Annotated in this window: 22 protein-coding genes; 21 read left to right on the top strand and 1 reads right to left on the bottom strand. The window is 31.9% G+C overall.

All coding sequences use genetic code 11. The annotated features are described in order from the left end of the window. Positions 1-224 precede the first annotated feature (224 nt). The 9 genes from U472_RS14510 (at position 225) to U472_RS14470 (ending at position 12,404) form a co-directional block, all read left to right on the top strand. Positions 225-437 (top strand): zinc ribbon domain-containing protein, encoded by a 213-nt coding sequence (locus U472_RS14510; protein ID WP_068719458.1) that lies wholly within the window; start codon positions 225-227, stop codon positions 435-437. A 146-nt stretch (positions 438-583) separates the two neighbouring features. Then, entirely contained in the window at positions 584-817 is a 234-nt protein-coding gene (locus tag U472_RS14505; protein WP_068719457.1) for a glutathione S-transferase N-terminal domain-containing protein, read from the top strand. A gap of 109 nt (positions 818-926) precedes the next feature. Then, positions 927-1,637, top strand: a complete 711-nt coding sequence (locus U472_RS14500; RefSeq protein ID WP_083189939.1) for a lysophospholipid acyltransferase family protein — start codon at positions 927-929, stop codon at positions 1,635-1,637. A gap of 145 nt (positions 1,638-1,782) precedes the next feature. Next, positions 1,783-2,826, top strand: a complete 1,044-nt coding sequence (locus U472_RS14495) for a DNA polymerase IV (protein ID WP_068719456.1) — start codon at positions 1,783-1,785, stop codon at positions 2,824-2,826. Positions 2,827-3,341: 515 nt separating this feature from the next. Next, complete coding sequence (glgP, locus tag U472_RS14490) at positions 3,342-5,012, top strand: alpha-glucan family phosphorylase (RefSeq protein WP_068719455.1); 1,671 nt, start codon at positions 3,342-3,344, stop codon at positions 5,010-5,012. A 1,016-nt stretch (positions 5,013-6,028) separates the two neighbouring features. Next, the gene (gene pulA / locus U472_RS14485) at positions 6,029-7,924 is read left to right on the top strand and encodes a type I pullulanase (RefSeq protein ID WP_245684823.1); all 1,896 of its coding nucleotides are present in this window, start codon (positions 6,029-6,031) and stop codon (positions 7,922-7,924) included. A 25-nt stretch (positions 7,925-7,949) separates the two neighbouring features. Continuing rightward, positions 7,950-8,414, top strand: coding sequence for a chemotaxis protein CheW (locus U472_RS14480; protein ID WP_068719454.1), 465 nt, complete (start codon positions 7,950-7,952; stop codon positions 8,412-8,414). Between the two features lie 131 nt (positions 8,415-8,545). Then, positions 8,546-11,056: a bifunctional aconitate hydratase 2/2-methylisocitrate dehydratase gene (locus U472_RS14475; RefSeq protein WP_068719453.1), complete on the top strand. Its 2,511-nt coding sequence runs from the start codon at positions 8,546-8,548 to the stop codon at positions 11,054-11,056. Between the two features lie 673 nt (positions 11,057-11,729). Continuing rightward, positions 11,730-12,404: an SDR family oxidoreductase gene (locus tag U472_RS14470; protein WP_068719452.1), complete on the top strand. Its 675-nt coding sequence runs from the start codon at positions 11,730-11,732 to the stop codon at positions 12,402-12,404. Positions 12,405-12,577: 173 nt separating this feature from the next. Here U472_RS14470 and U472_RS14465 read toward each other — a convergent pair whose 3' ends face one another. Next, positions 12,578-13,513: a hypothetical protein gene (locus U472_RS14465; protein ID WP_068719451.1), complete on the bottom strand. Its 936-nt coding sequence runs from the start codon at positions 13,511-13,513 to the stop codon at positions 12,578-12,580. 151 nt (positions 13,514-13,664) lie between these two features. On the opposite strand from U472_RS14465, the gene U472_RS14460 reads away from it, so the two are divergent. The 12 genes from U472_RS14460 (at position 13,665) to U472_RS14405 (ending at position 25,453) form a co-directional block, all read left to right on the top strand. After that, a complete protein-coding gene (locus U472_RS14460) occupies positions 13,665-14,591 on the top strand; it encodes an AEC family transporter (protein ID WP_068719450.1) in 927 nt (308 codons plus the stop codon). 171 nt (positions 14,592-14,762) lie between these two features. Next, positions 14,763-15,104: an EamA family transporter gene (locus tag U472_RS14455; RefSeq protein WP_281201162.1), complete on the top strand. Its 342-nt coding sequence runs from the start codon at positions 14,763-14,765 to the stop codon at positions 15,102-15,104. Between the two features lie 81 nt (positions 15,105-15,185). Then, a complete protein-coding gene (locus U472_RS14450; protein ID WP_068719448.1) occupies positions 15,186-15,587 on the top strand; it encodes a GerAB/ArcD/ProY family transporter in 402 nt (133 codons plus the stop codon). Positions 15,588-15,729: 142 nt separating this feature from the next. After that, positions 15,730-16,155, top strand: coding sequence for a CBS domain-containing protein (locus U472_RS14445; protein WP_068719447.1), 426 nt, complete (start codon positions 15,730-15,732; stop codon positions 16,153-16,155). Positions 16,156-16,665: 510 nt separating this feature from the next. After that, positions 16,666-18,420 (top strand): B12-binding domain-containing radical SAM protein, encoded by a 1,755-nt coding sequence (locus U472_RS14440; RefSeq protein WP_068719446.1) that lies wholly within the window; start codon positions 16,666-16,668, stop codon positions 18,418-18,420. 561 nt (positions 18,421-18,981) lie between these two features. Then, positions 18,982-20,643: a methyl-accepting chemotaxis protein gene (locus U472_RS14435; protein WP_068719445.1), complete on the top strand. Its 1,662-nt coding sequence runs from the start codon at positions 18,982-18,984 to the stop codon at positions 20,641-20,643. Positions 20,644-21,036: 393 nt separating this feature from the next. Further along, positions 21,037-21,237: a sulfur carrier protein ThiS gene (thiS, locus tag U472_RS14430; RefSeq protein WP_068719444.1), complete on the top strand. Its 201-nt coding sequence runs from the start codon at positions 21,037-21,039 to the stop codon at positions 21,235-21,237. Between the two features lie 4 nt (positions 21,238-21,241). Continuing rightward, complete coding sequence (locus U472_RS14425; protein WP_068719443.1) at positions 21,242-22,015, top strand: thiazole synthase; 774 nt, start codon at positions 21,242-21,244, stop codon at positions 22,013-22,015. Between the two features lie 2 nt (positions 22,016-22,017). After that, positions 22,018-23,118: a 2-iminoacetate synthase ThiH gene (gene thiH / locus U472_RS14420; RefSeq protein WP_068719442.1), complete on the top strand. Its 1,101-nt coding sequence runs from the start codon at positions 22,018-22,020 to the stop codon at positions 23,116-23,118. A 262-nt stretch (positions 23,119-23,380) separates the two neighbouring features. Next, a complete protein-coding gene (gene thiF, locus U472_RS14415) occupies positions 23,381-23,995 on the top strand; it encodes a sulfur carrier protein ThiS adenylyltransferase ThiF (protein WP_068719441.1) in 615 nt (204 codons plus the stop codon). Next, positions 23,992-24,621 (top strand): thiamine phosphate synthase, encoded by a 630-nt coding sequence (thiE, locus tag U472_RS14410; protein WP_068719440.1) that lies wholly within the window; start codon positions 23,992-23,994, stop codon positions 24,619-24,621. Before thiF ends, thiE begins: the two co-directional genes overlap by 4 nt. Before the next feature lie 487 nt (positions 24,622-25,108). Then, positions 25,109-25,453 (top strand): MFS transporter, encoded by a 345-nt coding sequence (locus U472_RS14405; RefSeq protein WP_068719439.1) that lies wholly within the window; start codon positions 25,109-25,111, stop codon positions 25,451-25,453. The last annotated feature ends 84 nt before the right edge of the window (positions 25,454-25,537 follow it).

The following is a 25,537-nucleotide window of genomic DNA, read 5'->3' as shown; positions in this document are numbered from 1 at the left end:
TCTTTCCTATTCTTAGGAGAGGGAACAAAATAAAAATCTAATTCTCCCTCTCATTAGATAAGGAGAGGGGGTTAGGGGGTGAGGTCTGAGATTTTGAACTTAATTGTCAACCGTCAACTGTAAACTAAAGTAGAAACTGTCGTAATATCTCTCTAAAGTATAACTATTTAATCTATTAAATAATCAATATAAGGAGTATAATATAGATAAAGGGAGGGATTATATTGTCAAGAATAGATAATTATGAATGTCCTAAATGTGGTAATGGAAGTTATGAGACAGACCAGTTTGCAGCTACTGGTGGAGGATTATCTAAGATGTTTGATATACAGAACAAGAAATTTACAACAGTGACCTGTACTAGATGCAAGTATACAGAATTATTTAGAGCAGATGCAAGTATGTTAAGTAATATATTTGACTTCTTTACTGGATAGCATTCTTTTTTTAGTATAGTTGGAATAATATTAATGACAGTAATGTATAATAAATTAAATGTTAATTTAGAATTTAAGCAGGAATTAGTCTTATTATTGAGAATAATAGTAATAGTTACTAATTATCTCATAAGGAGGTAGATAGGATGATTAAGTTATATCAATTTGAAACTTGTCCTTTCTGTGCGAAAGTACGCAATAAGTTAGATGAGCTGGAGTTAGAATATGAAAAGATTGAGGTTCCTAAAGATAGAGAGAAGAGGACTAAGATTAAAGAGTTATCAGGTCAGATTAAAGTTCCAGTAATAGAAGATAGTGATGGAACTGTAGTCAATGATTCTGCAAAAATTATTGAATATTTAGAAGAGAAATATATTTAATATTTATAAGTTGCCTCTAAATGAGGCAACTTATTTTTGATTTAAGATATAATCTAATTTATAATTATTTATATAGTCAAGATTATATTTAATGAAAGGGAGAGACGTTATGATTAAAACAGTTAGCTGGTTTGCCTACTTTTGGTTATACCAAATTGCACTATTAGGCTCACTTTTAAAGATGAAGCTATTGGAATTAAAGGGAAGAGATGAAGTTGTAAGAAGTTATACCAATAAAATAGCAAAATCTTGGGCCAAAAGTCTAGTAGATTTCACAGGTAGTGAGGTAATAGTGAAAGGTAAGGAGAGATTACCTGATGAACCAGTATTATTTGTAGCTAACCATCAAGGTTCTTTTGATATACCTTTATTATTAGGGTATATTAGTAAGCCAATAGCTTTTGTTGCCAAATGGGAGCTTAGATATATGCCTTTTGTTAGCAGTTGGATGAAGAATATGGAATGTATCTTTATTAAGAGAAATGATTTTCGTCAGACTTTAAGGGCCTTTAAAGATGCAGGAAGGGTATTTGATGCTGGACAATCTTTAGTTATCTTCCCTGAAGGGACAAGGAGTCGTTCTGATAAATTGGGAGATTTTAAAAGAGGAAGCTTGAAGATAGCTTTAAGGGAGAATATTCCCGTAGTGCCGATTACAATCAAGGGATCTTATAAGTTAAGGGAAGCTAATGGTGGATTGATTAAAGGTGATAGGGTAGAAGTGATAATTGGTGAAGCTATATATACAGATAAGCTAAGTAAGGAAGAGAGAGATGATTTAACCTTGATTGTTAGAGAGAAGATAAAAGAGAATTTATAATGAACAATTGTCAATTAAATTAATAGTTAAATCTTAAAGATTAATCTCACTATATATTGGATTGGTTTATTATGGATATCTTTGAAAATCATAACTAACTGTAAATTATAGATTGCCAATTGTTAATTAAACTGGAGTGTCAGTTATGGAGCTTAATATTATACATGTCGATATGGATGCTTTTTATGCTTCTATTGAGCAGAGGGATAATCCAAAGTTGAAAGGTAAACCTGTGATTATAGGTGGAAAGAGTAAGAGGGGTGTTGTTAGTACAGCATCCTATGAAGCAAGGAGATATGGGGTGCATTCAGCAATGCCCATTATTAAAGCACGCCAATTGTGCCCTCATGGTACCTACTTACAGGGTGACCATTTAAAATATAAAGAGGTTTCTAATCAAATTAGAGAGATTTTCTATCGATATACAGATTTAGTAGAACCTCTTGCTTTAGATGAAGCTTTTCTTGATGTAAAGGGAAATTATAAAAATAGTATTAGAATTGCTAAGGAGATTAAAAGAGAGATAAAAGAAGAGCTTAATTTAACAGCTTCTATTGGAGTTAGTTATAATAAATATTTAGCAAAATTAGCTTCTGACTTCGATAAGCCAAGTGGTTTTAAGATTATTTCTCCTTTTGATGCTCAAGATATTATATTTCCTTTAGATGTAAATAACCTATGGGGAGTTGGACCTAAGACTGAAAAGAGATTAAAGGAGTTGGGCTTTTATAAAATTTCTGATATAGCTAAGGGAGATCGAAGTTTACTGATAAGAGAGTTTGGTAAGAAAGGCTATCAATTATATAAGCTAGCTCAGGGGGAGGATAATAGAAAGGTTACTCCTCCTGGTTTACCGAAATCTTTAGGTAAAGAGACGACCTTTAAATATGATACCAAGGATAAAGGGGTACTAAGGGGTTATTTGAAAAGTTTAAGTGAAGAAGTAGCTAATAGAGTAAGGAATAAAGAAGTAAAAGGAAAGACTATTACTTTAAAAGTGAAATATGAAAATTTTGAAGAGTTATCACGCAGTAGAACTATTGAAGGATATATTTCTACACAAGAGGATATTTACCGATTGGCAGAGATATTGCTAGAAGAGATTGATTTAGATAAGAAGCTAAGGTTGATTGGTGTAACTTTGTCGAATATAATAGAAGATCGTGTTGAGCAATTGAAGTTATTATAGTCTTATTTTAAGAGATTAATGATAAAGATTAGAGATTTTTCACTGTTTTTAGAACAGATTAATTTTTTATTTGACATTTTTCAAGAATATGATATAATAAAAATTGTTAAGAGAGGTATTTGTTTTTCTACATAACAAAATTAGAAATTATTATGAAGTCTTATAAATTAAAAATTAATTGTGTCCATTATTATAGGCTTATTAAAAATTTGAGGGCAAGGTTACATTTTGTGAGATCCCCGGTTAACATTTTATTTATGTTAATTGGGGGTCTTTTTGTATTGTATGGCTTCTAATATTTTAATAATGGCTTAAAGATTTACTAATTTATAATGGTTAATTTTCAGAATAATTGGAATATTTGAGGATGATATTTAACAAAGTATCTATCAAATTTTAGTAATAGCTTTTATAGTGTTTACAGAACTCCATTTTTGGTAATAATGTAAACATCGCTTCTTTAAAAAGAAGCATATCATATAATAAAAAGATAACTTTATAAGAGGGGGAGAATTATGGCTAATCAAGAACCAAAAGTAGCATATTTTTGTATGGAGTATGGAATTACTAGTGATTTTAAAATTTACTCTGGAGGATTAGGAATCTTAGCAGGAGACCACATGAAAGCTGCTTATGATCAAAATCGTGACTTAATAGGAATTGGTATGTTATGGAAACAAGGATACAATGAACAAATTATTAAAGAGGGAAGACCTTACAAAGCTTATCCAATTGAAACAGAAAAGTATGATTTCTTAGAAGATACTGGTGTAAAAGTAAAAGTAGAAATTAGAGAAAGAGATGTTTGGTGTAAGGTATGGAAAGTAGATTGCTTTAATAATGCTGACTTATATCTATTAGATACTGACTTACCAGAAAACTATGCTGGTGATGAGTGGATTACAGATAGACTTTATGGTGGATTTAATGAGCATAGAATTGCTCAAGAGATGGTATTAAGTATTGGTGGAGTAAGAGCTCTTAGAGCTTTAGGTATTAAGCCTGATGTTTACCACTTTAATGATAGCCATCCTGTATTTGCAGGAATTGAGTTATTAAGAGAGAAGATGGAAGATGAAGGTATGTGGTTTGACGATGCATTAAGAGAAGTTAGAAAGAATGTAGTATTTACTACTCATACTCCAGTTGCAGCAGGAAACGAAGTTCATCCACACAGATTACTAAAGTATATGGGTGCTTATTTACACCTAAATACAGAACAGATGGTAGCTATTGGTGATGCTCCATTTAGTATGACTGCAGCAGGACTAAGATTATCTAGAAATGCTAACTCTGTTGCTAGCTTACATGAGCAAACTGCTAATGAAATGTGGAGCCATGTAGATGGTGCTGCTCCAATCGTAGGTATCACTAATGGTGTTCATAGAGGTACTTGGACAGATGAGAGAGTGGTTAGTGCATTTAAAGATGGAGATACTAATAAGATTTGGGAAGCTCACCAAGCAGCTAAAAAAGACTTATTAGACTTAATTGAAGAAAGAAATGGAGTTAAGTTAGATGCAGATAAATTATTAATTGGATTTGCTCGCCGTGCTGCTCCTTATAAGAGAAGTGATTTTATCTTTAGTAAGCCAGAAGTTATTGAAAAATACTTAAAGTCTGGTGAAATTCAAATTGTATTTGCTGGTAAAGCGCATCCATTAGATAATAAAGGTAGAGAAATTGTTGCTAGACTTATTGAAATGGCGGACAAATACTCTAATAGTGTAGTGTTCTTAGAAGACTATGATATGACAATTGGTGCTGCATTAACTAGAGGTTGTGACATCTGGTTAAACAATCCACGTAGACCTAAAGAAGCAAGTGGTACTTCCGGTATGAAAGCTGCTATGAATGGAGTATTAAACTTAAGTATCCTTGATGGATGGTGGCCAGAAGCATGTAATCATGGAGTTAATGGTTGGGCTATCTCACCAGATGGTGAAGAAGCTAAGACTGCTGAGGACTTCGAAGGTTCTTATGATGAAAAGATTGCTCAATTAGACGAATATGATGTAAATAATCTTTATGATGTATTATTAAATCAAGTGTTACCTACTTATGCTGACAAAGAGAAGTGGGTAGAAATGATGAAAGAAAGTCATAAAGATACTTATGAAAAATTCTCTGCTGATAGAATGTTAAATGATTACTATAGATTAGTTTACGCTCCAGAGAATAACTAATTATGTTTAAGATTACTATCTGATTAAATTACATTTTAAGGTTAAAAGGATGCCTATTTTAAGTTGTTTTAGGATGGGTGTTCTTCTGAAATTTCTGTGAAAAATTTAAGTTATTTTCCCTTATTTTTAATAAACAATATCTTTTAGAAGAATATATGTTTTAGTAAATTTTACAACTATTAGCATTAAGTATTTTGCAAATCTGTATCTATTGTGTTATAATGCAGATATAAAAAATATATAATTTTATAAGTGATTTTCTACTATAAGAATATAAGAGAATAAGGAGGACGAAAATCATGAGAAGTAAAGTAAAGTGTAAAGATTGTGGTAGTGTAAATTATACTGTTGTGGAACATTGTTCAAATTGTAGTGGAAATTTAAAAAGAGAAGGTAAATTAAATTCTAAGAGATTGATAAGTTCAATCCTTTTATCTTTAAATTTTTCATTCATAGTTTGATTTTACTTTAGAATAAGAGTCAGCTTGTATACAAGCTGACTCTTATTTATTATATGACCTATTTTAATAGATTTTATAACTAAACTTGAGTATATACATAATAATATTGTCATTAAAAGCCATATTTTATTTTAGATTGTAGATACCTAACTTTAAAGTGAGATTAATAATCTTTAGATATAGAAGAAATCAAAGAGTTTATTGAATATTCGTTCTTAAATTTTAATATATTCTAAATATAATGTGATATCATGGTAATAATAAGTTGTAATATGGTAATTACTAAACATAATATATTAGCTTATATAGTTCTTTGTTTTTGAGAAAGTTATCTTTAAACTTTGGGTGTTAAAAGATTTGGATTTAATAATTATTCTTTAGTAGTTTTTTATTCTAATTTTTCATTAGAATATTAAAATTTAAGTTTTAAAGGATTTATAAAGGAGTTTTTTATAATTATGTCTAATTTTAAGTATAAGTAATGATCGCTTATTCTTAAATAATTTATTAGATCTATTAAATTGATATATAATTATTTAAAATAGAGGTGGTAAAGTGAGTAACTACTTGGATAGTTTTTCTCCAGCTGAAAGAGCTTATTTAGAATATAGCGATGAACAATTAGGTGTTCAATACAGCCCCGAGAAGACAAGCTTTGCTGTTTGGTCACCTAATTCTGACAAAGTAAATTTAGTATTGTATAAGGAAGATTTTGATGAAAAAGAGGCTGGTAAAATATACAAGATGGAAAAGAAGGAGAATGGGATTTGGACAGTAAATATTACTGGTGATCATAAGAATAAATTTTACCACTATCAAGTTGAACGTGATGAAGAAATTTATTATGCAGTAGACCCTTATGCTAGAGCTGTCTCTCAAAATGGGGTTAAGGGAGCAATAGTTGATTTAAAAGAGACAGATCCAGCTGCTTGGAAAGATGACAAGAGACCAAGCTTTGAGAATATTGAAGATGCAATTATCTATGAGATGCATGTAAGAGACTTTTCAATATCACCAAAATCTGGGATGAAATATAAAGGGAAATATTTAGCATTTACTGAAGAAGGAAGTACTTTAACTGGTGCAGATATTAAGACTGGAATTGACCATTTAAAGGAATTAGGGATTACCCATATTCATTTACTACCTGTATTTGATTATGGTAGTGTAGATGAAAGTAAGGATGAAGAGTATAACTGGGGTTATGACCCAATGAACTATAATGTCCCAGAGGGGTCTTATTCAACTGATCCAACAGACCCTTTAGCTAGAATCAAAGAGTTTAAAGAGATGGTTTTATCTTTACATAAGAATGGAATTAGAGTTATTATGGATGTTGTTTATAATCATACATATAATACTTTGACCTCAAGTTTTGGTAAATTAGCTCCTGAGTATTATTACCGCTTTAAAGATAATGGAGAATTCTCTAATGGTTCAGGCTGTGGGAATGAAGTTGCTTCAGAGATTCCTATGGTACGTAAGTTTATCGTAGAGTCTGTTAAATATTGGGCTGAAGAGTACCATATTGATGGCTTTAGATTTGATTTAATGGCTTTACATGATAAAGAGACTATGAAATTGGTAGAGGAGACTTTGCATGAAATAGATTCTAATATCTTGATTTATGGGGAACCTTGGATGGCTGATTATTCTCCATTATCTAGGGAAGTTCAAATGCGCAAAGGAGAACAGAGAGATCTAGGTATTGGAGTATTCAATGATAATTTAAGAGATGCAGTTAAAGGAAGCACTAGAGGAGAGGATAGAGGTTATGCTACTGGAAAGATTAGCAATATAAATCATGTTAAAGAAGGCATTATTGCGGCTATAAATTCTTTTGCAGCAAATCCTCATGAAGTAGTTAATTATGTTTCAGCCCATGATGATTTAACATTATGGGATAAAATTGAGAAGAGTAATTCTGTAGATAGCAGAGTAAGTAAGGTTAGAATGAATAATTTATGTAATGCTATAGTCTTAACTTCTCAAGGGATTCCTTTCTTGCATGGTGGAGTGGAGTTTTTAAGAACGAAATATGGAGTTGCTAATAGTTATAATTCACCTGATGATATTAATCAAATTGAGTGGGAAAAGAAGGCCGAAAACTTTGAATCATTTGCTTATTATAAAGGTTTAATTGAGTTAAGAAGAGCTCATCCTGCTTTTAGAATGAGTGATGCTGAAGAGATTAGAGAAAGTTTAGAATTTTTAGAGGCTGATGATGGGATAATCATCTATAGATTAAAGGATAATGCTAATAATGATAGCTGGAATCAGATAGTTGTTATCTTTAATCCACATCATGAAAGTAAAGAGGTTATGCTACCTGAAGATAAGAAATGGAATGTAGTAGTTAAGGAAGAGAAGGCTGGAACTGAAGTATTAGAAGTTATTGATGATCAGAAAGTAATGGTACCTAAAATTAGTACAATGATATTATATAGATAACACCACATAAAAGGAGGAGTTAAATATGGGAACTATAAATCAATTTATTATCTTTAAGTTAGCTTCTGAAGAATTTGGAGTAGAGATTACTAAGGTGCAGGAGATCCTTAAGCCACAACCAGTCACTAAATTGCCTCAAGCAGCAGACTTTATTGAAGGTATTACTAACCTTAGAGGTGATATTATCACTATTATTGATTTAAGAAAGAGATTGGACTTTCCCCTTGATAATGAAGGAGAAGATAGAATTTTAGTTGTTAAGATTAATGATATAGATGTTGGCTTTATAGTAGATGATGCTTCTGAGGTAATCAGAATTGAAGAAGAGCAGATTGTTGCTCCTAAGAAAGGAATAGCAGGAATTAAGACTGAATATTTAGAAGGGATTGCTAAGTTAGAAAAAAGGTTAATTATTCTATTAGATCTTGATAAGATTCTGACCACTGAAGAGCAGATTAAGATAGAGGAGATAACAGAAAGTCATCAATAATAAAAACTCCCAGCTGGGAGTTTTTATTATTGTAGTACCAACTTAACCTTAAATAAAGCAAGTTAGCTCATTTGTAAAATTATAAATTTTATTGTATAATTAATTAAAAATATTTATTATAGGAGGAGAGTATGGAGAAGTTATTACCAGTACTGGAAGCTTATAAAGTAAAAGCTATAGAACGGAAGAAAAATTATGGTTTAGATCCAAGACCTCTAAGCAAAGAAGAGGTTGAAGCTATTATTGAAGGTCTAACTTTAGATAATTTGTCAGAAGAGAACTTTGTTATATTTGAAGAGGAGAGCTTAGATAAGTTATTACTAAGATTAATCTCACAAGAGGTAAGAAGGGGAACTTTCCCATCATCTTATGCAAAGGCTGAGGGATTAGCTAAGTTTGTTAAAGGTGAATTAAGCAGTGATTATCTATCTAAAGAGGATGCTTTAGAATTATTAGATAATATGCAAGGTGGAGCAGCTTCTGTAGAATTAGTTACTTTATTAGAAGAAGGTTACTATACTGAAGAGATATTAAATATACTTAAAGATACAGTCTTAGTTAACCCTTCTGAATTTAATAGATTAGTAGCTTTAGCTGAAGATAATGAAGCAGTTAAAGATGTAATTAAGAGTTGGGCAGAAAGAGAGTTTGCTCAAGACTGGAAGTTAGCTGATAAATATCAGGGGTTATCAATCAAGGTTGGAAATAATATCACTACAGGACACTTAAGTCCATCTAAGAATGCTGATAGTAGAACTGACCACCCATTACATGCACAGTTTATTATGGATGGTAGAGAAGATGAAGCAGACTTTATGGACAGGCTGAAAAAATTAAAAGAGAAAAATGATAATATCTTCTTTGTAGCAGGATCGGCACTAGGAGAGGGTTCTTCTAGAAAATCTGCTACTTATACTATGTTACAGGTCTTAGGTAAGCCAGTTGACGGAGAGCCTGAGAAGAAGGCTGGAGGGGTAGTTGTTGCTAAGAGTATGGCTCCAATCTTTAAAATCTCTTTAATGGCATCTGCTATCTTACCAGTTATCTGTGATACAGATAGTATTAATGAAGGAGATTCATTAGAATTAGATATAGAAAATAGTAAGTTAATAGTTAATGGAGAAGAAGAGTTAGATGTTAAGTTACCGATTCCTTTCCAATTAGATAAGATAGCTGCTGGGGGAATGACTTACTTTGATGCAGGTAATGAGCTACAGAAGTGGGCAGTTAAATATTGTTTAGACAATGATATTGATTTTGATCAGAGTAAAGTTCCTGCTCCAGTAGAAAAAGAAGAAGAGCGAGTACCACAGACCTTAGCTCAAAAGATTGTAGGTATGAATAGATTAGATGGAAAGGATACCATCTTAGCAGGAGAGACTGCTGAAGTAAAAATCAGAGGTGTATTCTCTCAGGACACTACTGGTCCAATGACCTTAGAAGAGTATCAATTGATGGCTGGTGGAGACTTTGGAGCTGAGTTTGTAGTACAAAGTTTATGCCATACTGGAGAATGTCCATCTACTGAAGATAGAAATAGACATAAGTTCATTGATGAATTTGTTACAAAGCGTGGTGGAGTCTGTCTAGAGACTGGAGAAGGTATCATCCATACTATCGGTAACCGCTTTGTATTACCAACAGATGTAATTGTAGGTGGAGATTCTCATACTAGAACTCCAACTGGAGTATCCTTCCCAGCAGCTTCTGATATTATTGCTGGAGCAATGAAGTATGGTAAGCAGACTATGACTATGGATGAGTCAGTTAGAGTTATCTTTAAAGGTCAACCTAAAGAAGGAATTACTGCTAGAGATTTAGTATCTACTTTGGTAGTTTATGCTGATAAGACTGTTGGTAAGGATGTTTACACTGGAAGAATTATCGAGATGGAAGGTGTAGAGTTCCTAGATGCTGATGAGAGATATATCTTAACAAATGCAGTAGCAGAAAGGAGTGCTTCTGCTGGTACTGTACCATCAGATGAAGTAACAATTGAAGCAATTAAGAAGAACTTAGATTACTTGAAATCTAGACCTGATGCTCAAAAGTCACCATCAGTAAAGGATACAATTAAAGCTATGGAAGAATATCTAGCTAACCCGGTTCTGCTTAAAGGTGATGAGGATGCTGATTATGCAGCTACTATCGAGATTCCTTTAGATGAGGTAAATGAGCCATTAGTAGCTAAGCCACACCATCCTGATAATGTAGCACCTTTATCAGAGATAGCTGGAATAGAGTTAGATGAAGTATTTATTGGTAGCTGTGTTGGTGGAGATTTAGAGAGTATTAGAGCAGCAGCTAGAATAGTAGAAGGATATAAGATACCTCATGAAGTTAACTTTGTAGTATGTCCTGCTTCAAGAGATATCTATAATGAGTTGGCTCAAGATGGTAGCCTTGCTAAATTAACAGCAGCTGGAGCTACTATTACTATGCCTGGTTGTGGACTATGTATGGGTAATAAGCGTAGAATTGGTGCAGGATCAACTGCATTAACAACTACAACAAGAAATTATCAATCTAGAATTGGACCAGCTGATTCTCAAACCTACTTAGGTAGTGCCCATGTAGCAGCTATGGCAGCTATTTTAGGTAAATTTCCTACAGTAGAAGAGTACTTTGATATGTTTAAGTAAGCTTTAGCTTAAAAGTAGATTTAAGCCCCTCTTGTAAACAAGAGGGGCTTTGACTTATGTAGAGATTTTGGAATTAGTATAAATTCAGATAATAGATATATATTGTGATAATTTTTGTGTTTACAGTTAAGGTGTTTATATGTGAAAAGAATTAGCCCTAAAGGATAAGTTCAACTAAAGTTCAATAAGAAAAAACACTTGTTTCACTAAGTTTTCTTTATATTTGAACGAAGCAAGTATTCTAAATAGATATTAATAACAATGTAATCTTTGAATTAGAACTCTAAGATTTATTGATTTCAATAAATTTTGATTGCATAGTGAGTGGGCTCCACTACGAAGAGTCTTGCTCTAGGTTTACCACGAAGGGTTTGGTTTTTAAACCTGTAGGTAGATTCGTAGGTTAATTCTTTTCTAGGATTTTTGCTTGTTTTTGTGGCAATGAGCTTTGAAGGAAGAGTTATTTCTTCCTGAATGATGCCTTTGGGTACAAAAGTAAACCGCCCTTAGGCAGAACCTAAAAATTTGTCTACTTTTTAAAAAGTAAAACTGTTGCAATATCCCCATATTTCCCTTATGTATTAAAATATAATAATTATAATTATAGGGTAAAATTAATATTAATAGACAGCTTGAAGATTATAGTTTAAAATAATACAAAAGGAGTGCAGGGATGTTAAAAGAGAAGGTTACAATAGTTACTGGAGCAGGAAGTGGTTTGGGTAGAGCTATGACACTTTTGTTTGCTAAAGAGGGTGCTAAAGTTATATTGGTTGTAAGAAGAGCAGATAAGCTAGAAGAAACAGCTGACTTGATTAGAGAAGATGAGGGCTATGTGGATGTATTTATTGCTGATATTAGTGTCTATGAGGAAGTAAAGAGACTATTTAGATTTGTGAAGGCAGAATATTATCGGGTTGATATTCTAGTTAATAATGCTGAAGTAGGTCACTTTGGGGAATTAGATGATTTGTCATTAGAGGATATTAATCAGATGATAGATACTAATTTAAAAGGAACTATATTTTGTAGCCAACAGGCTTTAAAGCTGATGAAGGAAGAAGAGAGAGGACAGATTATTAATATTATCTCTACAGCAGGTAAAAGAGGAAAAGCCAAAGAGAGTGTATATTCTGCTAGTAAATTTGGGGTGAGTGGATTTACTAAGAGTCTACAGCAAGACTTAAAAGGGAGTAAGATTAAGGTAATTGGAATTTATATGGGAGAAATAGCAACACCTTTCTGGGAAGACATTAGAGATGATACTACATCTTTTATGCCTCCTGAGGATGTAGCTAGGGTTGTTTTGGATGTTTTAAATAAGCCTGAAGGGATTGTTATTATCTGAGGTGGTTATAGATAGAAAGTGAGGCACTTTCTATCTTTGTATATAGTGATTTACACAAAAAGTCTTGTATATCACAATATAATGTAATTTTAATTAAGGTAATTTTGGCTTTAGTTTAAGTAAAGCTATGAATCTTGTATCTAGTTGGACTTAGACTAAAGTTTAATTTAAAATTACAGTGCGATTAACTCTAAGTCTTTAGGTAAATCAGCTAGGTTTATAATCAATTTTTTATCATTATTATTATGCTCTAGCTGACAGATGAAGCTGCAACCATTATCAAAGTTTAGTCCAAGGGTATTATTATCATAGTTAATTTCCAGTTTACTTGGAAGGCTTAATTTATTAAATCCAACTACCATAAGCTCTGGCAAAGTAACTATTCTATAAGAGGATTCAATACCAGTAATTAGCTTAAATATCTGACGGATATGTTGTTCATCATTAATTTGAACCAATAATTCCGCCATGTCATACAGAATGTTTTTTGAATTATTCAATATATCCCTAAATTGAGCAAGTAAATAATTATTACTCTTTATTTGATTTTTAGGTTGATTGAGCTTTAATTCTTTAAGGTTATTCATCTCTTTTTGGATGATTAGATATAAATCATCAACTTGAGTTCCTTCATAAAAGGTAATTCTTATATTGGTACTAGCCTGTTTATTATTAGAATCAGCTACTCTATCTATAATAATTTTAGTCAGATTATCAGAGAATAGTTTGGTTTTAACCCAAGCTAAGACTTTATTAGCAAATTGATAGTAACCCTTTTTTAGAGATTCAGGTAATTCTTCAAAGTTACTTAAATCTCTTTGATGTATTATTTTACTGCGGTTTGTAAATTGTAAGATGATATTATTATTTTTAATTAACTCTTTGAATCTATGACAGATAATAAAGCTTAGTAGAGGTATCTCAAAGGGAGCTTGTTTTTTTTCTATTAAATCTAATAACTTAATTAAGCTCTTACTCTGTAGAGAATAATTATTGTTATCTTTAATAAGTAAGTTATTAGTATTCAATTCTTTGAGATAATCTTGTAAAAAATTTTTATTTACCTCAAAGTCTTCAGTTAAATCTTTGAGTTTATAATAACAGATCACAGTTAACTCCTCCTCTATGATAGATTACTGCTTACAGGAGATTTATAATTCAATTATATTAAGATTCTTTAGAAAAACAATATAATATATGTAGTTACTGATTCCATTATGAGATTGTTTTATCAATTAAAATTTAGAAAGGGTGGTTAAAGTGAATTTTTCTACAGTATTTAATCAGACGTTAATTCTGTTTTTTCTTCTTTTATCAGGTTTTGTTATTAAAAGACTAAAGGTTGTTGATGATCATCTTAGTAAGAATTTAACTAATGTTATTATCTATTTAACTTTACCGGCTTTAATTATTGATTCTATGAATTATGATTTTACTTTAGAACGTTTAAGTAATCTAAGAAATGTATTTATAATAACTTTGGGTATCTATATAATTATGATTTTATTCTCTTATTTAGTGATTCGTTTTTTGCCAACTACAGATAAAGAGCGCGATATCTTTCAATTTATCTTAATATTTTCTAATGCAGGGTTTATGGGTTATCCTGTAGTTGACGTTATCTTTGGTTCTGAAGGATTATTTTTAGCAGCAATTTATAATCTAGTCTTTAATGTATTAATCTGGACTTTAGGGGTAATGATTATGAGTCGTAGCCATCAGGAAGATAAAGGGATTAATTTTGATGAGCTATTCAATCCTGGAATTATATCTGTAGGAATTGGCTTCTTATTATTTGTATTTTCAATTAAGTTACCTGTATCTATTTCAGAGACCTTAGAGATATTAGGACATTCTACGACACCTTTATCGATGTTAGTGGTAGGTTCTATTTTGGCGCAGGTTAAGGTGACAGATATCTTTTATAATTGGAAGCTGTGGGTTATTAGTTTAATTAGATTAATTATATTGCCTATTGGTGTACTAGCTATCTTAAAAGCATTACCTATAGAATTAAATTCATTGGTTTTAGGTGTATCAGTAATCTTAACTGGGATGCCTGCTGCTGCTAATACGGCTATCTTTGCTCAAGAGTTTGGTGGTGATGCTGCTTTAGCTTCTGAAGGGGTATTTCTAAGTACATTGTTATCAGTTTTAACTATCCCCTTAATAGTATATCTATTGTAGTCTAGTAAAGGGGGATTATACTTTGTTAAATAAAGATAGGTTGGATACTTATTTATTATAATTGCTATGTTAGTCTGGGGGAGTATTGGATTGTTTGTACGTTGGATTCCTTATCTTTCAGAGATAATCGTTTTCTATAGAGTATCTTTTGCTTTCTGATCTTTATTACTTATATCAGTTTATAAAAATAAGTTAATGATATCTTTAAAAGGGAATAATAAATATTTGGTAGTAGCTTCTGGAATAGTGCTATCTCTTAACTGGTTATTCTTCTTCCAAGCAATTGAGAATACAAGTGTTGCTAATGCTACTTTAAGTTATTATACTTCACCAGCTTTGGTTGTGTTACTATCAATTTTGTTTTTAAAAGAGAGGTTAAATATGAGGGGGGCTATATCTTTAAGCTTAGGAGTATTGGGGATATTTATTATGATTTTAGGTCCTAATAAGGATATAGACTCAGAAGGTATAACAGGAATAATCTATGGTTTAATTCAAGTTATTTCTTCTTAATTTACAAACTGCCAATTTTGGCCTGCTTCAACCCCAACTTAATAATGGAATAATTCCCATCTTAAAAGGAAGTTCTTTTTTTTGAGCTACTTAGGTATCTGTACTATGATGGGAATGTATATTCCTATTTGTAATAAAGTAGAGAATGGTTTATTAGCGAAGTTTGTTGCTAGCGGTATAGGTTCTTTTATAGTAGTATTACTACTTATAAGTATAGTTGCAAACTTTGGAATTCAACTCTCAAAAAATGCGCCTTTTATTAGTTTGCAGTTTATGAGAATAATAAAAATAGGAGATTTCCTACAGTGTTTAGAAATATTATGGGTAATAATGAGTATGGGAGCAGGAATAATGACAGTAGCTAACTTAATATGGGCCAGTAGTTTGGGAATAGCTCAAATTACAAAAGCAGACACTTATAAGCCATTTATTTTACCAGTTATATTAATCTCTTTACCTATCCATCAATTCCGACAATTTTAACAATTATAGAAATCTTTCTTTTTGCTATGGTTTTATTGCTAAATAAAACAGGCAAGATTTAACTGTTAAACATTTGCTTTATTTAGAATTAAAAAAACTCTAATTACATATCCTAACCTTGAAAAGGAGGATGATAATTAATATGCAAATCAGAGATATTATGACTAGTGATGTATCCACTGTTGCTCCTAACTCTACTGTAAATGAAGCAGCACAGATTATGAAAAATCTTAATGTAGGTGCTGTTCCAGTTACTAATGGAGCTCAACCTGTAGGTATTATCACAGATCGTGACATTGCTATACGTAATACTGCTGTAAATGGAAATGCTAATGATCAAGTACAAAATTGTATGTCTAGTAATTTGGTTTATGGTAATCCTGAAATGAGTGTAGAGGAGGCTGCTCAGCTGATGGCAGAAAACCAAATTAGACGATTACCAATTGTTGAGAATGGAAACCTAGTGGGTATTGTTGCTTTAGGAGATTTAGCTGTACAAGATAAGAGTGATATGGAAGCAGGTAATGCATTATCAAGTATTTCTGTTCCAAGTAAACCTCAGAAATAGTATATTTAACTTAAACCCCTACTTGTACAAGTAGGGGTTTTTTTAAGTTGTAATAAATAATTAATTGACAAATCATTTTAATTCTTATAATCTAAAGTTTAAAGTCAAGCAATTCCGCCTAAGGGCGGGTTACGTTTTTCATTGATGAAAATCTAGCCAAACCTACGAGTTTTACCTTCAGGGGTTATAAAGCAACCCTTTCGTGGCAAGGGCAGCCCAGAACAAAAACTCTTCGTGGTAAACCCAATCAAGAAGAAAATGTACCTACGAGTCTAACCTACGGGTTTAAAAAGCAAACCCTTCGTGGTAAACCCGATCAAGACTTTCCGTGGCAAAGCCCACTAACTTAGCCACCAAAGTGCTAATTATTATCATTAATCATATTCCTTATTTAAAATTTGATTAGACTCTAAATTTCAGCTCAATTTTTATTTCATTCAAACAGAAATTTTCTTCGGTTTTTAAAGACCTTAACTGTACACTGTAAACTATAATAAAGGAGTTATCAATATGAAAACCTTACTTACTACATTAAATTCTAAATACATACATTCATCCCTAGCTTTAAGATATATCAAAAGCTATTGTGAGGATGACTTTGATATTATTTTAGAGGAGTATACAATTAATCAGCATAGTGATGATGTTGTAGCTGAGCTTTATCGGCAGCAGGCTGATATTATTGCATTTTCTTGTTATATCTGGAATATAGAACAGATTTTAGAGGTTGTCAGCCTTTTAAAGAAGGTACAGCCAGAAGTAAAGATTTTATTGGGAGGACCAGAGGTATCCTTTGACCCAGTTAAAACAATGGAAGAGAACTATGCAGTTGATTATATTATCTGTGGTGAGGGCGAGATTACCTTTAAAGAGTTTTTGGACAAGTTAAGTAAAGATGGAGATTTAGCTACAGTAAAAGGTTTAGTTTATAGAGAAGATGATAAGATTATCAAGAATAATCCTCGTCCCGTAATCGATGATCTAGACGAGATACCTTCTCCATATAAGAGTATGGAAGGGTTAGAGAATAAAATAATCTACTTTGAATCTAATCGTGGATGCCCTTTTAACTGCCAATATTGCTTGTCATCCACCTTATCTTCAGTGAGATATTTTTCTTTAGAGAGGGTAAAAAGAGAGTTGTTGAAATTTATCAAGGCTAAGGTTAAACAGGTTAAGTTTGTTGATAGAACCTTTAACTGTAATCAAAGCCGGGCTTTAGAGATTTTTAAGTTCTTATTAGAGAATAAGCCCGATGACCATGAGATGAACTTCCATTTTGAAATAACAGCAGATTTATTGAGTGATGAAGTAATTGAGTTTTTAGCTAAGGTACCTAAGGGATACTTCCAGTTTGAGATTGGTGTACAGTCTACCAATTTAGAAACCTTAGAGTTAATTGATCGGAAGATGAATTTTGAACGATTAAGTGAAGTGGTTAAAAGACTATTTGAACCTGAGAATATTCACTTACACTTGGATTTAATTGCTGGATTACCAAAAGAGGATTATCAGAGTTTTAGAAATTCTTTTAATGATGTCTATAACCTTAGGCCAGGAAGATTGCAGCTAGGATTTTTAAAGTTAATTAAGGGCTCTGGCTTACGTGTAAGAGAGAGAGAGTATGAATATGTTTATACTCCAATGCCACCTTATGAAGTCTTAGCAAGTAAAGAGCTAAGTTATAGTCAGATGTTAAAATTGAAGATGATAGAAGAGGTATTAGAGACATTTGGCAATTCCCATCACTTTGATTATAGTATTGAATTTATTGAAAAAAACTTTTATGATACCCCTTTTGATATGTATGAATCTTTGGCTGAATTTTGGGAGAAGAAGGGATATTATAGATATTCTCATAAGCTAGAGAGTTTATATGAGTACTTACAGGAATTTTATCGAGAATATTGTCAGGCTAAAGAGGATCTTTTTGATGAGCTATTAAAATTTGATCTATTATTAGGAAGAAGGAAGGTAGATCTGCCAGATTTCTTAAATAAATATGAGATTGAAGATTATAAATCTAAATTTAAAGATTTTGTCAATGATGAACAGATGATTAAAGAACATCTACCAGAGCTAATTGACTTAAGCTCTAGACAGATACAACGGCAGATTCAGATTGAGACCTTTAAGTACAATATTTTAAATGTTATTGATGGCTTTACTGTAGATGTAGAAGAAGATTATACAGTAATTCTCTTTAATTATTATAATGAGTCAACTTTATTTAATAAAGCGCTGTTTAAAGAGATTAAGATTTAATATTTCTAGTAATATATATTAATAGGAAAAATTGTAATAGTGATGATGTAGAATATTAGTATAAGTGTGAGTAGAACTTGATACAAGATACTCACACTTATTTTGTTTGTGATAGGATAGTAACTAAATTTGTAGAATAAAGCATTATATTATTTTATATAATTTTTTAATAAATATCTATATCTTGGAGGATTTATAGATTAATAATAGAATAATATTAAGTAAAAGATGAATTCTGAAATTGGTAGCAGAAGTTAAATTTTATTAGTATATAGTCTTATAATTTAATAAAGAATGATGGGTTTTAGTTCTGCTTATAAGATTTCTTGATTTAACATAATAAAATTTTTTATAATAATTTAGCTTACTTTAGGTAATTTATTTGTAGAGGATTTTCTTATATGATAATTTGTGATAGCTATGTTAGTTTTATCATCAGTCTTTTAAATCAAGGTTTAAAAGTATAGAAAGCAGATAGTTGTAAGAATTAGTGAGTTTAATAGGATTTTAATGGACTAGACCGACAGATCTTATAAAATTAATATAAAGGAAGGGTAAATTATGAATAAATTAAAACAACTTATAAAGAAGTTGAAGATAAAGGATAATAAAATTGTCAAAAGCTTAGTAAATTATTTGACCAAGATATTAGCTAGTACGACAATTGTTAGACAGGTTCAAGTAGGATTTCTGTTATTGATAATAGTTAGTCTATTAACGGGAGGAATAATTTGGTACAACACAAATCAGATTAGTCAAAGAGTTAATGAAATAGAAGACGATGTAATACCTGTTGTTAAATTAAATTCTCAAATTTCTAAAGAATCGATGATAAAACAGATTAATATTTATCGCTGGTATATTGATTTAATGGGTACTAATACTTTAAAATTATTTAACGATAATGGGCTTCTAGAGAAATATGTTAATGAGTTGGGAGAACATATAAAAGACGAAGAGATGAAAGATAAGTTAGATAAGATTGCTGCTTTGAATTCAGAATTTAAGGCTAAAACTGATGAGTTGATAATTAGTGACAAGCTAGAGAATCAAAGAAAGATGCAATTAAAAACGATAGATGGTCAACTTATGTTAGGTATGAATATAGCTAATAATGATTTAAACAAGATGGTTTGGAATAAGTTGGATGAAAATATTAGAAAGGTTATAGATTATGCTGATGGTATAAAAAAGAGGGTAATCGTAATAGTGATGTTGAGTCTTTTTATTGGAGTTATATTAGGAGTTGTTATCTCTTATGGGGTTAGCAATTTAACTGCTATAATTAAGAAAAGGACAAAAGATGCTGCTAGTAAAGTAAAGACTGTAACTGATACATCTCAAGAGATGGAAGCGATTGCTGATGAGGTCGATAATGAGATTACTCAAGCTTTTGCTGTGATTAAAGATTTAATTTCTGGAAATGTCGAAGTAGCTACAGCTGTAGAAAAAGTAACAGTATCTTTACAAGAGGTGCAAGGAGGGGTTAACAAATTATCTCAACAGGCTAAGCTGATTTCCAATGCAGGTAAAGATACTTATCAGAGTATAGAGAATACAAGTCAGAAGATAGAGTCAGGAACTAGAATTGTTCATAAAACTGCTGATACAATGCAAGAGTTAAGAAGAAGTGCTGATAAGATAGGAAAAATCTCTGATAGGATTATGCAAATCACAGATCAGACGAATTTATTGGCTCTAAATGCTGCTATTGAAGCTGCAAGGGCTGGTGAGCATGGCAGAGGATTTGCTGTGGTAGCAGAAGAGATTAAGGCATTAGCAACTGAAAGTATAGAGGCTACCAAAGAGGTTAAAGGTATTACTCAAGAGATTGAAGGGGTTGTAGAAGCCGCTGTTGCTGTAATGAGTAAGTCTAAAGATAGCTCTCAGGAGAGCATTATAGATATTTTTGATGAAATCAATAGATTGTCAAATCAAGTTGAAGAGAAGATGAAAGCGGTGATGTCTTCTTCTGAAAATCAGGTTATCTCTAGTGAACAACTCAGCTCAGTAGTTGAAGAGATTTCAGCTTCTAGTGAAGAGGTCTCTGCTCAAACTGAAGAGACTTTAAATTCAGCTGAAAAGATAAAGGATTTAATGACTGAGGTAACTCACGCAATTACTAATTTATACTTTAAGATTAAAGAAGGGTCGGAAGTTTCTCAAGAACAATTAGAGGCTATCAATCAGGTAGTAGAAGCTAACAATAGATTGAAAAAATAATCTGTTATATTTGGGTTAAGTTATTGAAATAAAGTTTTAAAGTAGATATAATTTATAATAAGGTTACAATAGAATATAAAGCTAGGGGTGCCTAAGTTATAGGCTGAGAGGAGATTTATCCGATACCTAAGTGCTTCTAAAACTCCCACTTCTACTAAGTGGAAGATAAAGAAGCACTATGGTCCTGGATTGGTTCTACTAAGTTTCAATGGGAGATAAAAAACTCCCCCTGAAACTAAGAACTCACTTTATCTCCAACTCTTCAACCTGATCTGGTTAATACCAGCGTAGGGAAGCGGATTTAGATAGATAAGCTTAATAATAGAATTAGGCTTTTTACTAAAAAATGCTCCCTATGTAGGGAGCATTTTTATTTTATAAGGGAGGGAAAGGATGAAGATAAAGATAAATGGTCAAGTAGAGACTTTAGAGCAGAAAGTAAAACTGACAGAATTTCTAGAATGCAAAGGTCTTGAATTGGACCGCTTAGTAATTGAGTACAACAAGAGAGTTGTTGGTAGAGAAGAGTGGGAAGATATTATTTTAAAGGATCAAGATAGTTTAGAGGTTCTTAGATTTGTAGGAGGTGGGTGAAATAATGGAAGATAAATTAATAATTGGTGGAGTAGAGTTAGAAAGTAGATTGTTCACTGGAACAGGTAAATTTCCTAGTAAGGAGGTTATTAGAGAGACTTTAGAAGCATCTAACTCTCAAGTAGTGACCATGGCTTTGCGTAGAGTTGATTTTGATAATCCAGAAGAGAATGTGATTAATTATATTCCAGATAACTTTACTTTGTTACCTAATACTTCTGGAGCTAGAACGGCTGAGGAAGTAGTAAGAATAGCTAGAATTGCTAAGGCAGCAGGTTGTGGAAACTGGATAAAGATTGAGGCGATTTCTGATAATAAGTATCTAATGCCAGATAACCAAGAGACGATTAAAGCAACAGAGATTTTGGCTAAAGAAGGCTTTGTTGTACTTCCTTATGTTAGTCCAGATTTAATGGTAGCTAAGAGATTAGAAGAGGTAGGTGCAGCAGCAGTAATGCCTTTAGGGGCTCCAATTGGTTCTAATAGGGGTTTAAAGACTAAAGAGTTAATTAGAATCTTGATTGATGAAATTAATCTACCAATAATTGTAGATGCTGGTATAGGAAAGCCTTCCCATGCTGCTGAAGCGATGGAGATGGGGGCAGATGCAGTACTGGTTAATACAGCTATTGCTACAGCTAGTGATCCAGTGAAGATGGCACAAGCCTTTGATTATGCAGTTCAAGCAGGAAGAATAGCCTATCTAGCTGGATTAGGAGCAGTCAAAGATTATGCTTCAGCTTCATCACCATTAACAGGATTCTTAAAAGGAGAGTAGTCATGAGTTTTTATGAAGAATATAAAAGAGTAAAAAATATTGATTTCTATAGTTTTTTTGCTCAAGTTACTAAATATGATGTAGAGAAGGTCTTAGCTAAGGATAGATTGAGAGAGGAAGACTTTTTAGTCTTATTATCACCAGTAGCCAGTGATTATTTAGAAGAGATGGCTCAGAAGGCTCATAAATTAACAGTTCAGAACTTTGGTAAGGTTATCTTCTTATATGTTCCCCTTTATTTGGCTAATTATTGTGTTAACCAATGTGCTTATTGTGGCTTTAGTGTTAAGAATGGATTTAAAAGGAATAAGTTAACTATAAATCAGGTTGAAGAAGAGGCTAAGGCTATTATGGATAAAGGGATTAAAGATTTAGTAGTGCTAACAGGTGAATCAAGAAAGCATAGTCCAGTTTCATATATCAAAGACTCTATAAAGATTTTAACAGAATACTTCTCTTCTATTGCTATTGAGGTTTATCCAATGAAGACTGAAGAGTATAAGGAATTAGTAGAAGCTGGGGTTGATGGACTAACAATCTACCAAGAGGCTTATAATGAAGAGATTTATGATGAGGTACATATTACAGGACCTAAGAAAAACTACCGCTTTAGATTAGATGCTCCAGAACGGGGCTGTCAAGCAGGGATGAGACGGGTCAATATTGGTCCGTTATTAGGGCTTGATGATTGGAGAAAAGAGGCCTTTTTTGCTGGCTTACATGCTAATTATCTTCAGAATAATTATATGGATACTGAGATTAGTCTTTCTTTGCCAAGGTTACGCCCCCATTTAGGTTCTTTTCAATCAAATTCCATTGTAGATGATCTTGCCTTGGTACAGATTATTCTAGCTTATAGATTATTTTTACCACGTGTAGGAATCAGCTTATCTACTAGAGAGAGTGATAAGTTAAGAGACAATCTATTACCTTTAGGTATTACTAAGATGTCAGCAGAGTCTTCAACAGCCGTTGGTGGATATGCTAAGGATAAAGGGGTAAAACAATTTGATATCTCTGATGAAAGAACCGTTGCAGAGATAAAGGAGTTATTGTTAAATAGAGGTTATCAACCTGTCTTTAAGGATTGGCAACAATTATAAAGCCATTAATAATGTGTAATGAATAATTATTAACTATATAGGACAAGAAAAAGAAATGAAATAGTTAGCCACAGATTAGTATAAATGAAATACAGATAAAAGATTAACAAAAAATATAATTATTATTTGGTTTTAATCCGTGAAAATCTGTGCTTATCCGTGGCAAAAAATTTTTATTCTTTAATTAAATTTATAATTACTAATCTAAAATATTTAGATGTTATTATATATTAATTAAGTCAGTATGGGGGGCTTTAATTAAATGAATGACTTTGAAAAGGCAGTGGTAGGTTATATTGGAGAAGAAAATTTAAATAAATTACAGTCAGTTAAGGTAGGAATCGGTGGAGCAGGAGGACTTGGTTCTAACTGTGCCTTTAATTTAGTAAGAAGTGGCTTTAAGAACTTTGTTATTGTAGACTTTGATAAGGTCGAGTACCCTAATTTAAATCGCCAATTCTATTTTACTGAGCAAGTAAGTCAGGCAAAGGTATTGGCTTTAAAGGAGAATCTTCTAAAGATCAATCCTGATTTAGAGTTTGAAGCTATAGTAAAGCGAGTAAACAGTGATAATATTAGTCAATTCTTCGATGATTGTGATATTATAGTAGAGGCCTTTGATGAAGTAAAGAGTAAGAAGATGATAGTAGATGAGTATATCAATTCAGATAAATTTCTAGTCTTTGCTTCAGGCTTGGCTGGCTGGGGAAATACTGATAAAATTCAGACTAAGAGATTTAATGATAATTTTTATATAGTAGGAGATTTTATTACTGAGGTGAGTGATGATAATCCTCCCTTATCTCCTAGGGTTAATATAGTAGCAGCTAAACAGGCCGATTTGATTTTAGAGGCTGTATTGGAGGGAAGGGTATGAATAAGCAAGAGAGGTTAACTACTGATTTATACTGTATTACTGCTGAAAAGTTTTCTTTAGGAAGAAGCAATATTGAGGTAGTAGAGGAGATGATCGCTGCTGAAGTTAAGGTTATTCAGTATCGAGAAAAAAAGAAGAAGATGCTTTATAAATATGAGGAGTGTAAGAAGTTAAGAGAGATGACTAGGAAAGCAGGGGTAACCTTTATCATTAATGATGATATCCATTTGGCTATGGCAATAGATGCAGATGGTGTGCATATCGGTCAAGAGGATTTACCTCTAGAAGAGGTGCGAAAGTTGCTTGGTGAAGATAAGATAATAGGTCTGTCAACCCATTCGCCGCAGCAGGCTGAAGATGCTGTCAAGAGAGGGGCAGACTATATTGGTGTAGGACCTATCTTCAAAACCTATACTAAAGAGGATGTCTGTGATCCTGTAGGTTTAGAATATTTAGAGTATGTTGCTAATAATTTTGAGATCCCTTTTGTAGCTATTGGTGGAATTAAAGAGCAGAATGTAGAGCAGATTATTAGTCTTGGTGCGAAATGTGTTTCTATGGTAACAGAGATAGTAGGAGCAGAAGATATTAGAGCTAAGATAGATAGTATTAGAAGTAGATTGTAGTTTATAGAGATTAATATAGTCACCCAACTTTAGGGTGAAATTTAAATTAAGTTTAAGTTTGATTACGGTAACGAGTGACGAGTAAAAAATAAAAATACAAGATTATTTATAGATTTTACTTTAGATTTTGATAGCTATATTAATAAACAACTGCATAAAGGGCTTATAAATCTACACCAGCTTAAATCCTGTTTATATTTATTTAATTTAATGATTATGATATTAATTATAATCAGCCATCCTTCTAGATTTAGTTTTTATTTATCTAGATGATGTCTGATTTTTTATTTTATCTAATCCAATTTCCTTTCAGAATTAAGCAAAATTATTATTAATCTTTTTCTAAGCATATTACAAAAAGAACTAAGTTTATTCTATTTATCTATCTGTTTGGTTTAATCAACGAATTGCAAAAGGAGTTGCTTTGTTGACTTTGCCAATTTGGGGTCTTATATCTGATTATTATTGAATCAATAAAAGATTACTAATGTTTGCTATTATAGGTATGATATTATTTGGCTTTTCTTTTTTATTAACTGATAATTTCTTAATAGTTATTTTGATTATGACCATCTTTTCAGTCTTTTGGAATCCGATCACACCTATCAACTTTATTAATGTAAATAGTGGCGATAGATTTAAGGCTACAGGGCAGAATCTATATGCTACTACTAGTGGTATTAGTGCTATATGTGCCAGCTTAATTGGTAGAGTTATTTATGATAAATTAGGAGGAAGTAACCTTTATCTATACCTTAGTCTAATAGCTTTGGTAACAGGTATAATTTATTTTATATTACTAAACAATAAAGAAGGAATTAAAGCATCTTAATTGGGGTCAGAGATTTATGAGCTTGCTAGGCAAGATAGATTAAAGTTATAGATGAAAATTAGGTATTTTATTTAAAATTACTTT

The organism is Orenia metallireducens (genome assembly GCF_001693735.1).
Taxonomy (GTDB): Bacteria; Bacillota; Halanaerobiia; order Halobacteroidales; family Halobacteroidaceae; genus Orenia; species Orenia metallireducens.
The sequence above is the reverse complement of the archived record's forward strand: the minus strand, read 5'-3'. Positions and strand labels throughout refer to the sequence as shown.